The 13071-nt window shown below is 42.3% G+C and carries 10 protein-coding genes; 3 read left to right on the forward strand and 7 right to left on the reverse strand.

Features of this window, described 5'->3' with window-relative positions; all coding sequences use genetic code 11:
• The first annotated feature begins 20 nt into the window (after positions 1-20).
• Together ACIQXQ_RS17735 and ACIQXQ_RS17740 are read left to right on the forward strand one after the other, a co-directional pair.
• Positions 21-1013 carry a FecCD family ABC transporter permease gene (locus tag ACIQXQ_RS17735; protein ID WP_402875654.1) on the forward strand — a complete coding sequence of 331 codons (993 nt, stop codon included), beginning with the start codon at positions 21-23 and terminating at the stop codon, positions 1011-1013.
• Positions 1014-1028: 15 nt separating this feature from the next.
• The gene (locus ACIQXQ_RS17740) at positions 1029-1853 is read left to right on the forward strand and encodes an ABC transporter ATP-binding protein (protein ID WP_402875598.1); all 825 of its coding nucleotides are present in this window, start codon (positions 1029-1031) and stop codon (positions 1851-1853) included.
• Between the two features lie 51 nt (positions 1854-1904).
• Here the strand turns inward: ACIQXQ_RS17740 and ACIQXQ_RS17745 are convergent, their stop codons facing one another.
• Complete coding sequence (locus ACIQXQ_RS17745) at positions 1905-5030, reverse strand: MMPL family transporter (protein WP_402959247.1); 3126 nt, start codon at positions 5028-5030, stop codon at positions 1905-1907.
• Positions 5031-5495 carry a MarR family winged helix-turn-helix transcriptional regulator gene (locus ACIQXQ_RS17750; protein ID WP_402875595.1) on the reverse strand — a complete coding sequence of 155 codons (465 nt, stop codon included), beginning with the start codon at positions 5493-5495 and terminating at the stop codon, positions 5031-5033.
• 171 nt (positions 5496-5666) lie between these two features.
• Between ACIQXQ_RS17750 and ACIQXQ_RS17755 the strand changes: the two genes are divergently transcribed.
• Positions 5667-6200, forward strand: coding sequence for a YtxH domain-containing protein (locus tag ACIQXQ_RS17755; RefSeq protein ID WP_402875593.1), 534 nt, complete (start codon positions 5667-5669; stop codon positions 6198-6200).
• Positions 6201-6242: 42 nt separating this feature from the next.
• Here the strand turns inward: ACIQXQ_RS17755 and ACIQXQ_RS17760 are convergent, their stop codons facing one another.
• The 5 genes from ACIQXQ_RS17760 to ACIQXQ_RS17780 form a co-directional block, all read right to left on the reverse strand.
• Complete coding sequence (locus ACIQXQ_RS17760) at positions 6243-8024, reverse strand: ABC transporter ATP-binding protein (RefSeq protein WP_402875652.1); 1782 nt, start codon at positions 8022-8024, stop codon at positions 6243-6245.
• 31 nt (positions 8025-8055) lie between these two features.
• The gene (locus tag ACIQXQ_RS17765) at positions 8056-9798 is read right to left on the reverse strand and encodes an ABC transporter ATP-binding protein (protein WP_402875591.1); all 1743 of its coding nucleotides are present in this window, start codon (positions 9796-9798) and stop codon (positions 8056-8058) included.
• Between the two features lie 280 nt (positions 9799-10078).
• Entirely contained in the window at positions 10079-10969 is an 891-nt protein-coding gene (locus ACIQXQ_RS17770; protein WP_402959250.1) for a peptidylprolyl isomerase, read from the reverse strand.
• Positions 10970-11196: 227 nt separating this feature from the next.
• Positions 11197-12270: an ABC transporter substrate-binding protein gene (locus ACIQXQ_RS17775; RefSeq protein ID WP_402875589.1), complete on the reverse strand. Its 1074-nt coding sequence runs from the start codon at positions 12268-12270 to the stop codon at positions 11197-11199.
• The gene (locus tag ACIQXQ_RS17780; RefSeq protein WP_402875588.1) at positions 12267-13070 is read right to left on the reverse strand and encodes an ABC transporter permease; all 804 of its coding nucleotides are present in this window, start codon (positions 13068-13070) and stop codon (positions 12267-12269) included. The genes ACIQXQ_RS17775 and ACIQXQ_RS17780 overlap by 4 nt, the downstream gene beginning before the upstream one ends.
• Position 13071: the final 1 nt, after the last annotated feature.

Raw genomic sequence — 13071 nt, forward strand, 5'->3', positions numbered from 1 at the left:
CGAAACGCTTGGTTATCACAATGACAGTCGGTATCTGCCTAATCATAGCGACAAGCTATTTAAGCTTGGTAAGCGGTACCTTTGATATGACCGTCATGGATGTCGTTCGGACGTTATTCCGTATAAACCCGGTCGCAGACTACGATTTGGTCATTTTTGATTTTAGGCTCCCCCGCATTGTCATTGCCGGTCTAGTGGGACTTGCACTAGGTATTGCAGGAGCTGTCATTCAAGGTGTAACGAGAAACGGTTTGGCGGATTCAGGCATCTTGGGAATAAATGCAGGGGCCGGAACTGCCATCGTCATCTTCATGTTTTTCTTTCAAGGTAAATATATTGGAGCAGGTTCTGATTGGCTGTCTATCATGAGCGTTCCGTTGTTTGGATTGGTTGGTGGAATTTCAGCCGCCCTCATCATATTCCTTATTTCGTGGAAAAACGGATCCCTTGATACGAGTCGTTTCTTACTGACCGGGATTGCGATTGGCTCGGCATTTGGGGCCCTTTCCCTCTACATATCTTTGAAGATGAAATCTTCGGATTTTGAAATGGCCACTGTATGGATCTCAGGCAGTATCTACTCGGCCAATTGGAAATACATCGTCGCCATGTTACCTTGGCTAATAATCTTAATACCCATCATTATGAGGAAGGCCTATTTATTGGATTTGTTTCAATTGGAACAGACCAGTATAAAAAGCCTCGGAATATCAGTAGAAAAGGAAACTTCGATTCTCTTGCTCAGCAGTATCGGCTTAGTGAGTGCATGTGTTTCCGTATCAGGTAACATCGGATTTATCGGGTTGATGTCCCCACACATTGCAAAACACCTTGTAGGAATCCACCACAAACATGTGCTTCCTGTGTGTGGGGTGATTGGGTCCTTCCTGGTAATCGCTTCCGACTATATCGCAAAGACGGTGTTTGCACCGGCTGAATTGCCAGTAGGAATCGTCATTTCCATTATCGGTGTTCCCTATTTTCTCTATTTATTAATAAAAGAAAAAAGATAAAAGGAGAGATGGCCCGTGAGCATTCTGCAGATGGAAAATCTGGAAACCAATTATGAAAAATTCACAGTGTTCAAAGATTTAAATTTGGAAATAAAAGAAGGACTGATCACAACCATCATTGGACCGAATGGATGCGGTAAATCCACTTTACTAAAAACAATAGGGCGCATCCTTAAGCAAAAAAACGGGACCATTTATCTGCAGGGGCAGGATTTACAGTCCATTCATACAAAGCGGATTGCCCAGTTAATGGCCTTGCTTCCCCAAAACCCTGTCGCACCTTCTCAATTGAAAGTGGAGGAACTTATTTCATATGGTAGATATCCACACCGCAATAATGTCAATAAATTAACCAGAGACGATAAAGAAAAGATTGAATGGGCCATGGACATTACCAAGACCCTCCCTTTTCGTGATAGGGAAATAGCCAACCTATCCGGTGGGCAGCGTCAAAAGGTTTGGCTTGCCATGGCATTAGCACAGGAAACGGGCATATTATTATTGGATGAACCTACGACATACCTTGATATGGCTCATCAATTGGAAGTTCTACGGATCGTTGAAAGGTTAAACATAGAACAAAATAGAACCATCGTCATGGTTTTACATGACATCAATCATGCGGCCCGCTTTTCTGATGAAATCATCACCATGAAGAATGGAAAAATCATGAAGGTTGGAACCCCTTCCGAGACGATTACACCGGAAGTCTTGAAAGAGGTCTTTCAAATCGATGCACGGATCATGATAGACCCCTCCAATGGGGCTCCCGTATGTTATGGATACGATAATATCGCCCAACAAGAAGAAGCAGCAAAAGATGTTTATGTAACGCGTTAATGCTAAGTAACCAAACGAAAGGCACCCAGGTGGGGTGCCTTTCGTTTGGTATCATTTCTCAGATTGCTGTTGGTTCATAAACGGCCACCAGTTAGCTTTTCCGAACGTTGCAACCATCACTGGGATAAACAGTGGCAATATGATGAACGCGTATAGAGCTAGGCCTACCAATATTAAAGTCGCAATCTCTAGGAGTGACAGAACGCCTGCAGGCATCATGGCAGCGAAAGTCCCACCAAGGATCACGGCCGCGGAGATAATGACCGTCCCCATTTTCCGCATCGATAAATACATCGCTTCTTTTACCGGTTTACCTTTCCACTCATTAAAGCGATCCATCAAGAAAATACTATAATCGATTCCGAGTGCTATTAAGATAACGAAAGCGAAGAATGGAACGGCCCAGCCTATGCCCGCATACCCCAGAATGTTAACGAATATCAATTCTGTAATCGCCGCTGCCGTGAAGTATGTCAAAACAAGAGACACGATTAAATAGATTGGCATAACCAACGATCTAAACATAAAGAATAGAACGATTGCAATACCTGAAAGCATCAACACCACTGTCTTAGAGAAATCAGCCTCTGACATCATGCTCAAATCATGATGGGTGCTTGTAATTCCGCCGATAGCAATGTTGGCATTTTCTAGTTTTGTTCCTTTCGTTACATTTTTGACCGCATCCTCAATCCTATCAATTTGTTCAATGGATTCGTTGGAATATGGATTCGTCTTGAAGATTACATCAAGTGTCATCACTTTGCCGTCGTCAGATAGATAGGTATTCAGTGATTCTCCAAATTCCTTGCTTTCCAACACCTCTTTTGGAATGTACATGCCTGTGACCGTTTTATCCGTCTTCGCAAGACCGGATAAATAGCCCTGTGCAGATGATAATCCATCATGGACTTCATTCAGGCCATCGGCACTTTTATTTAAACCATCTTCCAATTGGTTTAGCTGACCACCCATGCTGGAAAAGCCATTCAATAGCTCTTGCTGACCACTGCTTAAGCTTGTTAGGCCCCCTTCAAACTGGGATAGATTTTTAATGACTTCGCTTTGTCCATTGGCCATGGTCGTTAATCCTTTTTGCAAGGTATCCACCCCTGTGATCAACTGGGTTAGACCTTTCCCCAGGGCTTTTTGTCCGTTCACGATTTCCGCCATGCTTTTATTCGCGGTATTCAAGCCACCAGATACAAGGCCGAGATTCTTATTGAGTTCCGTTAGTCCAGCTGCCATCGTTCCTACCCCACTCTGTGCGCCCTGGACCGTTTGTTTGATTGTTTGGTAGTTCACATCTTGCTGAAGCTCCGGATTACTAGCTTCCATTTTTTCAAAGGATGCGTTCAGCCCCGTAAGACTTTTCGACACCTCATTAAGATTTGTCTGAATATCTTTGTACCCGCCTTTAAGTTCATTCAATCCAGATGTGGACTGCTGGTAGCCTTCCAAAAGCTTTCCACTGCCTGTAGCCAGCTTTTCAAGGTTAGACTTGACCTCTTCCAGTCCTTTTTTCACGTCCTCTGTACCTAAGGAGCCATCACGGATACCTGCTTCAATACTCGTTAAAGCGGTCTCTACCTGGCCTACCCCGTTTTTCAATTCATTGGTTCCAGAGATCAGGCCTCCGATTCCGTCTGTCGCCTTCTTTAAACGCGGACCAGATTCTGAAAGTTCACTTCCTGCCGTCTTTAATCCGTCACTAATCTGTTCAATCCCTTGATTCCCTTCTCCGATTCCTTTTTCCAACGTTTTGGCCTGATTGGAGACAAACAAATCCTCTATAGGCTCACCGGTCGGACGGGTTACAGAACGGACGACATCGACGTCATCCACCTTCGTGATTTCCACACTGATCTTCTCCGCAAGCCCGACATAATCCTCTGAATCCATCCGCTCATCATTCTGGATGACGATCTGGGTTGGCATGGATTGTCCCGGACCAAATTCGTCGGCCATGATATTGAAGGCCATGATTGAGGGAACATCATTCCCAGCCTCTTCAAGAGAGTTATAAGAAATCTTCCCTTCATACATAAATAAAAAGGGAACACAAACAATCGCCACGATAAGCAAGGCCAGCAAAGGACGATTTAAGGAGAAGTTTCCTAATCTGCCCCACAACTTACTATCGCTATGTTCAAGCTTGCCTTTTGAAGGCCAGAATAGCTTCTTGCCAAGCACTGCCATGAAAAATGGAACGATTGTATACAGGGCAACCATCAGAATAAAGACTCCGATGGCCACGGCAGCTGCTGATTGATATAGCTTAAACGTGGAAAAGCCAATGGCCGCAAATCCGATCATCACGGTCAATCCGCTGAAGAAGACCGTTTTACCAGCCGTACGATACGTTTCTACAATGGCTTCCGTCAATGACTCCTGTCCTGATAATTCCTCTTTAAAACGACTTAACAAGAGAATGCAATAATCCGTTCCGATCCCGAACAAAATCCCGACCAAGAAAATCTGGGTATAGGACGAGATGGGAAAATCCCAACGGTCCACCAAAAAGGAAACGATGGATTGGGAGCATAAATAGGTGAAGCCTACTGTAATCATCGGAATGAGAGGCGTCACTACCGAACGGAAGACCACCAATAATACCACCAATATGAAGATGACGGTGATTCCCTCCGTTTTTTTTAATCCTTCCTGGGAATTGGTATTAAGATCTTCATCGATTATCCAACTGCTCGTGTAATAATGATCAACATCTATTTGATCCAATTCCTTATAAAGCGCGTCAATGACGTCCTTTGCCTCACGGTCTCCCTTGGTCATGGTGATGGAGGTCAGTATCGTGGATTGATCTTTCGAAACCAACTGTTCTTTAAGGGATGGTTCTTTAAAATGGGTCAGTATTTCTTTGATGCCCAGTTCCCCTTTATTCACTTCTAACCTTTGTATCCCCTTTTCAATCTCTTGCCTTTCATCTGCAGTCAGCTTCTTTTCACTATGAAAAACCAGGGCCACCTGCGATTCATCCTCATTTTGCACTTGCTTCAAAAGTTCATTCGCCATTCCGGAAGAATACTCTTTCGGAACATCCAACTGTCCCTTTTCCTTGACGAGTTCCGCCATATTAGGAGCTATGAACAATAATCCAACTGTAATGGCAATCCAGATAATGACGATTGCCCATTTTCCTTTTAAAATTGCTCTCATTTACCTTTCCTCCCTTATCCCCATCTTCATCTCGGCAAAAGTCCATGAAAGCTTTTCATATGTATCCAGGAAACTAACAATCTCTTCATATTTAAAATTCCCCATGATTGTCTCTACGACTATATGAATCTTCTGCTCCATTTCCTGAAATAATGTTTCTCCCTTTTCGGAAAGCCTCAAATGGACCACCCTTCGGTCATCAAGGTCACGTGCACGCTCTATCAAGCCTTTGCCTTCAAGGCGTTTAATGTTCGATGTGACTGCGCTTTTATTGACATGGAAAGCCTCACTAAGCTCGGTCGAGGTACAGAATTGCTGTTGTTTTATGAAACGCAAAGTATAATATTGTTCATTTGTCAGTACATCACAAATCTCGTCTTTAATGAGAAGCTCCCCCATCTTATTCACATGAAAGGAAACCTTCATGTATCGATCAATCAATTCGGTAACTTGTTTATCACTCATCCCTTCACCCCATAAAAAGTAGTTCAGTCACTTAACTATTTGCCATCTTACTATAAATTGGATTAATATGTCAATTAGATGACAGTTTTATTGTTATCCGTTTAAATCATGGAAAATTAGGGAAACAAGAAAGTAAGAACATACTAACCATTCTTAAAGGAGGAAGTATAGATGACTCAATCAAATAATCAAAACGAATCGAATAGCAAACTACTAAAAGGTATTATTATCGGAGGAATTGTCGGCGGTGCCTTAACATTATTGGACTCGAACACAAGAAATAAAATGAAACGTTCTGCAGTTCTTTTAAAAGACAATTCCATGAATATGATTGAACAGGTAAAACAAAATCCCGGTGAAGTGAAGGAACAAATGGTATCCGGCGTTAAGGGTGCAACCGAAACGATCAAAGAGGCAATCAGTGACGTTGAAACCCTATATGAAACCGTTAATGAAGAAGTCGTAGGAAAAGTATCGGAAGTGAAAGAGATTTCCACCAACGCCCTCGGTTCAGCGAAAGATGCAACAAGTGAATTGAAGGACATTAGCTCTAAAGTCGTAGTGGCTGGGAAGCAATTGAAGGAAACTCCTGCACAATCCCTGAAAACGGAAAAGGAAGATAATAAAAAAGGCGAAAAAGATAGCGATGAAATGGTCACCAAATCCCAACTATCAAATGAAAAATCCATCTCATCCAACTTCTAACACATAAAGAAAGAGCAGAGAAAACTCTGCTCTTTTTTCGTACTAAATATTGAATTGACTATCGTACAAATCCTTATAAAACCCTCGACTCATCATAAGTTCGTGATGGGTACCCATTTCGATGATTTCACCATCTTTTATAACCAAAATCTTGTCGGCGGTTTCTATTGTTTTCAATCGGTGGGCGATGACGAAGCTCGTGCGCCCCTCCGTCAAGCGGTTCACTCCTTTTTGGATTTCAATTTCCGTCCTTGTATCAATACTCGATGTCGCCTCATCTAAAATCAACACATCCGAATCCGCCAAGATGGCCCTGGCTATGGCCAAAAGCTGCTTTTGCCCTTGACTTAAATTCAAACCGCCTGTTGTGATCCGGGTCTGATACTGATCTGGCAAGTGTTTGATGAAGCCATGTGCCGAAGCAACCTTAGCCGCTTCAATCACTTCAGAATCTGTTGCATCTAACCGGCCATATCGGATATTTTCTAAAATGGTCCCCGAAAATAGAAAAGTATCCTGGAGAACAATGCCGATTTTCTTTCGTAAATCACTAATTTTATAGTCTTGTATGTTTCGACCATCCATGTTGATTTGACCCTGGTCCACTTCATAAAATCGGGATAGCAAATTAATAATCGTCGTTTTCCCCGATCCGGTCGGACCAACAAGGGCAATGGTCTGCCCGGCTGATGCCGTAAAGTTAATTCCCTTTAGAATCGGTTGATCCTTGGAATAGCCAAAATGGACATCTGTAAACTCTACATCCCCCTTAAAGGCATCGACGGGTATTGCACCCTTTTTATCCTTCATATCAGGCGTTTCATCCAAGATTTCAAATACACGTTCGGCTCCTGCAATGGCTGATTGAAAGGTATTTAGTAGACTGGACAGTTGATTGATTGGTCGGAAAAATTGCCGGGAGTAGGTCACAAAAGCGGCAATGAGTCCCACCGTGACCGTTCCCTTTACGGCCATCAAAGCACCGACACCGATGACAATAGCTAAGCCGATGTTGTTAATGAAGTTATTAATTGGCCCCAAGAACCCGGAAACTGTATCAGCGGCCATTGAAGAACGGCGAAGCCTCTCATTAACGGTGGAAAACTGGCTGAAGACCTTTTCTTCTTTTCCAAATAAAGTGATGACTTCCGTTCCTGAAATGGATTCCTCGATGAACCCATTTAACTCCCCTAAGTCACGTTGCCTTTTTATGAAGTTACTGCTGCTGTATTTGATGATCTTTTTAGTCGTCAGTATCATCAGCGGGACAATCAGTAGGGTTACCACCGCTAAAATTGCATTCATGGAGAACATCGCTATCGTCACACCGGCAATCATGAGCAACGAATTAAAAATTTGGATGACACTTTGACTTAATGCATTGTTCAATTGATCAATATCGTTCGTCACCCGGCTCATCAAATCTCCATGAACCCGGTTATCAAAAAATCGTAAGGAAAGCGTGTGAAATTTATTATATAAGTCTTTACGCAGCGTTCGAATGGTCCGTAACGATACATTTATCATGATGGCTGTCTGCATCCAGGTGAACAGAGACGATCCGATATAGACAGCTGCAAGTACCCCTAGCATTCTTACCGTACCCGTAATATCTTTCGGAATAATATAGTGATCTATGATTCTTCCAATCAGATAAGGTCCTGATAGACCAAGTAATGTCGAGAGCACCACAAATAAAATCGCTATGATCAAACCCGCTTTCTGCTTCTCTACATACTGCCAAATCCTTTTAACCGTCTGTTTTTTATTCTTTGCTTGAACGACCGGGCCACCAAATCCTCTTGGTCCGCGGGCTTTCCCCATCACATCTGATACTGGAGGTTGATTCATCTGCTTATTCATGGGGAGCTATCTCCCTTCCGCTTTGCGTCCGATAAATATCCTGGTAAACACGACTTTTGGCGAGTAGTTCTTCATGAGTACCCTTCGCCTCAATCATTCCGTCATCCATCACAAGAATCTGATCGGCATCCATAATCGAAGATATCTTGGATGAAACAATGAACACCGTCGAATCGGTAAATTCCCGCTTCAACGCCTGTAGGACCTTTGCTTCCGATAGGGCATCTATCGCTGACGTCGAGTCATCCAAGATCAAGATCCTAGGTTTTCGGATAAAAGCCCTTGCAATAGACAACCTTTGCTTTTGCCCACCTGACAAATTGTTGGCACCCTGAGTCAGCCTATACGAGAATGCCCCCTCAAAGCCCTTAACAAAATCAAGAGCGGCCGCGGATTGAGTCGCTGCTTCCATATCTGCCGTCCCCGCCTCCTCTTTTCCGAACCGTAGATTTTCTTCAATGCTTCCGGAAAACAGCGAGGCCCTTTGAGGAATATACCCAATCTCACCCCTTAGGCTTTTTAGAGGATAATCCTGTAAAGGGATGCCATCAATAGTAATCGTACCGGTATCAGGATCATATAAACGCGGAATCAACTTAACGAGGGTGGACTTCCCACTGCCTGTTGAACCGATAATACCTATCTTTTGTCCTCCTCGGGCATGAAAACTAATATCTTTAATCACATATTCACCATTTTTGCTATAACTGTAATTCACACGTTCAAACTTCACATCCCCCGTTCTTGCCTGAACAGATGCTGGTTTGGAAGGTTCATTAATATCAATTTCCGTATCTAACACTTGTTGAATCCGGTCTGCCGAAGGAAAGGAGCGCGTGATCTGCATCAAGACGTGACTACTCGACATCAATCCGTTCATGATGATATTCAAGTAGTTGATGAAAGCTAATATGACACCGACCTGCATCGTTCCGTTTTCTACCCTGATTGCACCCATCCACATACCAGCCACCACACCCAAATTGATAACAAATAACAAAATGGGCATTAAGGCCATAATGGTCTGCTCTGCCGCTACATTTCGTTTCGTCAGCTTATCATTAAACTCCTTGAAACTCTCCTTTTCAAATTCCTGGCGGTCATATGCCTTAATGACCCGGATGCCACTCAGTGTCTCCTGGAGCTTTGTATTCACATGATCCATGGCTTCTTGAACCCGTTTAAATAACTTCCCTGCCTGTGAGGAAAAATAAATAATGGCGACCATCAAAACAGGTACAGCGACCGCTAATACCGGAAACAATTCACGTGCTGTCACCCAGACGATAATGACACTCCCAATAAACATGAGCGGCCCCCGGACAAATATCCGTAAGGTCATCATAAGAGAAGACTGCACAGAGGTAATATCATTTGTCACAATCGTGATCAGCTTACCTGTCCCGAATGAATCAGTATTCTTACTAGAAAAAAGTTCCGTTTTCCAAAAAACATCCCTACGTACATCTGAAGCAAAATGAACAGCGGCTTTCGTGCTGTAAACGGTACAACCCAATCCACCTATCAGTCCAATCACTGCAGCTCCCAGCATCAAAAAGCCTAGTTTGGTCACATACACATTGTCTTGGTTGGCTATTCCCTCATCAATGATATGCTGCATCATAGTGGGTTGTAGTAAATCCATCGCTACCTCTATACACATACATAACGGTGCTAAAATCGCAAACAGCGTATATGGCTTCAGATAGGGCAATAACTTTCTTAACGACTTCACTTGCCTTCCCCTTCTTTCTAAAACAGTTCCTATTGGTTTAAAGGCTTTAACATTATTTTCACATGAAACTTTCTTCCATCACCCATTCCGTATACCTTGTAAAATAGCCCGTCAACATGTCCATTTTATGTAAACCTTTCTTCATATCGATTAATTTTAACACCCTAAAACCACTAAAAACAATTGAAATATTGCCAGATTTCATCTCACAAAATCGTATATAAACAAAAAATGGTGCAAAATCGTATGTTACCGATTTTGCACCATTTTCCCTCGTATCTTATTTCGTTGCTTCGAATTTATTCGTTATATCGTAATCTTTCTTCACTTCTGCTAACCAAACCGTGTATTCTTCTTGTAATTTATTATTTAGAAGCGCTTCTTTGATTTCTGGCTTGCTATCTTCTAAATTCGCTTTTTTAGCTTCTTTTTTACCCGTAACTTTTATGATATGGTATCCATACTCCGTTTTGACCGGGTCACTGACTTTATTAACGTCCATGTTGAAGGCAACGTCTTCAAATTCTTTAACCATATTACCTTTTCCGAAGTAGCCTAAGCTTCCGCCTTTTTCCTTCGTTCCAGCATCAGTGGAATACTTGGTTGCCAGCTCAGCAAAGTCTCCGCCAGCAGCAAGTTCTTTTTCTACTTTTTCCGCTGTCTTTTTGTCTTCCACTAAAATATGACTAGCTTCCACTTGTTCTTCTTGGGCAAACGTATCTTTATTTTCTTCAAAATACGCGCTGATTTCATCATCAGTAACAGTAATCCTAGGTTCAACTAATTTTTTCGTATGAAGATAAACCACGATGTCTTGTTTCAATGCCGCTAGGGAAGAACCGCTCGCTTCCAATTGCTCTTTTAAAGCATCTTCTCCACCGTATGATTCAGCTAAGGTATCGATTTCTTTTTGGATTTCTTTCTCTGTAATTTTAATGCCTTCCTTATCTGCTTCTAATTCAACGATTTTATCAGTGATTAATTGATCGGCCGTTTCTGCTCCATAATTTTTGACAAGCGTATCTTGTAGCTCTGCCTCTTTGATTTTCTCTCCGCCTACGCTCGCGACTGTCTTATCAGTAGAGACTACCATTGCATATATTAGGATGGCGGCGATAATTAATATGGCGCCTGCCCATACATATGTCTTCGTGCTTTTCAATAAATTCATATTCTCTCTCCCTTGATTTTTCATTTTATAATAGCAGGAAATTATTAAGAATATCTTAAGATTCCTCTTCACTCTGCTCTTAATGATTATACTAACATAATTTTTTCTCCACCGACATTTTAGAGTATCAAAGGAAACCGGCTTATCCAGTGGGCGACTTATCTACTATGCAAAAAAAAAGCCTGGTCCGAGAAGGAGGACAACACCTTCTCAAACCAGGCTTCCATTTATTTGCGATGCATCTTGAATTCTAGAAAAAGGTCGTTATAACGGGCCAGATTTTTCTTTCCGATGTTTTCGTACACTTCTAGTTTATCAGTCAGTTCAGGAGATGGATAGAACCTCTCATCCTTCACTACTTCTTCCGGTAAATACTTCAAGGCTGCTTTATTCGGAGTGGAATAGCTTACATATTCCGCATTCTGTGCAGCCACTTCGGGATCTAACATGAAATTAATAAACTGATGGGCCGCATTCACGTTTTTCGTTGTTTTTGGGATGACCATATTATCGAACCATAAGTTCGATCCCTCTTTGGGCACCACATATTCAAGGGCTTCGTTTTCCGCCATGATTTCGGAGGCCACTCCTGACCAGACGATTCCAATAGCTGCTTCCTGCGTTTCCAGGAGCATGCGGCTCTCATCTCCAACAATCGCTTTTACATTTGGAGTAAGGCTATCAAGCTTCGTTTTCGCTTCTTGAAGGTGTTTTTCATTCGTATCATTTAGGGAATAATTCAACGAGTTTAGACCCATGCCGATTATTTCACGAGCACCATCCGTCAAAAGGATTTGATTTTTCAAATCTTTATCCCATAAGTCTTCCCAGCTTGTTATTTCTTTTCCCCCAAGCATCTTGGAATTATAAACAACCCCAACGGTGCCCCAGAAGTAAGGGACCGAAAACTTGTTTTCCGGGTCGAAAGGTAAATCGATAAATCGCTCATCGATGTTTTTCAAATTTGGAAGTTTGGAATGATCCAGTGGAATCAACAGATTTTCTTTACGCATTTTATCAATCATATATTCGGACGGAATAGCCACGTCATAGGTGGTACCGCCCTGTTCAATCTTTGTCATCATTGCTTCATTCGAATCGAATGTCTCGTAAATGACCTTGATTCCGGTTTCTTCCTCGAATCGGTCAATCAAATCCGTATCGATATAGTCTCCCCAATTATAAATGGTCAGTGTATCGCTACTTGTAAATCCCTGCGATGAGTTCAACTTCGATGTCACATATAACAGCAAGGCAGAGGTGATTGAAATGACTAGGAACATTTGGACAATCTTCTTCATCTTTTCCCCCCCATTCCTGTATGCTTGACTCGCTGCGTAACAAAGTAATAGACAACGACCAATATTAGTGTGACAAAGAATAGCAAGGTCGATAACGCATTAATATTCAAGGAAATCCCACGGCGGGCCAATGAATAAATTTCCACTGATAAAGTAGAGAATCCATTACCCGTTACAAAGAACGTAACCGCAAAATCATCCAGTGAATAAGTCAATGCCATAAAGAAACCGGCAAAAATACCCGGTGAAATATAAGGCAGAATGACTTTCGACATTACATTCCATCGGCTCGCCCCTAAGTCTCGGGCTGCATCAATCAAGGTAGGGCTCATTTCTTGAAGCTTTGGAAGCACCAGTAACACAACAATTGGAATGCTAAAAGCGATATGTGATAGCAGTACCGAGTAGAACCCAAGCTTGATGCCAGCCATTGTGAAAAGAATCAAAAAGGAAGCACCAATAATGACATCTGGACTTACAATCAGGACGTTATTGAGGGATAAGAATGAATTCCTCATTTGGCTGTTTGTAAAAGAACGGATCCCAATAGCACCGATGACCCCGATAATCGTGGCGATTAGCGCCGACAATAAGGCAATCACAAGCGTATTTAAAACAATGATCAACAGCCTTGTATCCTGGAAAAGCTCCTTATACCAATCCAGCGTGAAACTCTCGAAGTCATACATCGTTCCACCGCTGTTAAACGAATAAAAGACTAAAAAGAAAATCGGCGCATAGAGTACCAGAAAAATCAGGACAAGGAAAACCCTCGATAACGGCGATAGTTTTTTTCTCAAT

The sequence above is a fragment of the Peribacillus sp. NPDC097198 genome (assembly GCF_044762055.1).
GTDB lineage: Bacteria > Bacillota > Bacilli > Bacillales > DSM-1321 > Peribacillus.